Here is a 510-nt window from a genome sequence, read left to right on the forward strand (position 1 = left end):
ACGGCTGGGTGCCCATGGCGCTGCACGGCTTCACGGCCGCGCCGTTCTGGCTGGCACTGGCAGGCGTCGTCGTCTCCTACCTGTTCTACATGGTCAAGCCCGAAGTGCCTGCCGCCATCAAGTCGTCCATGCAGAAGATCGGTGTCTACCAGGCACTGGAAGGCAAGTACGGCGTGGACTGGGTCTACGAGAACATCTTCGCCCGCGGCGCACGCGCCTTCGGCAGCTTCTTCTGGAAGGTCGGCGACCAGGCCATCATCGATGGCGGCATCGTCAACGGCTCGTGGAAGCTCATCGGCCGCATCGGCCAGTGGGTGCGCAAGCTGCAGTCGGGCTATCTCTATCACTACGCGTTGGTCATGCTGCTGGGCGTGTTCGCTCTCATGACGTATTTCGTGTGGCTCAACAAGTAGTAGGGGAAGAACAAAAATGCATTGGTTGAGTCTTTCAATCTGGGTGCCGATCGCCTTCGGCTCCCTCCTGCTGGCCCTGGGCCGCGAGGATCAGGTC

At 61.2% G+C, this 510-nt stretch carries 1 pseudogene; it reads left to right on the plus strand.

The features are described 5' to 3' along the window. Positions 1-413 (plus strand): annotated as a pseudogene (locus HWX04_RS08935) (NADH-quinone oxidoreductase subunit L); the annotation flags it as partial. Positions 414-510: the final 97 nt, after the last annotated feature.

The organism is Bartonella gabonensis (assembly GCF_903679515.1).
GTDB lineage: Bacteria > Pseudomonadota > Alphaproteobacteria > Rhizobiales > Rhizobiaceae > Bartonella > Bartonella gabonensis.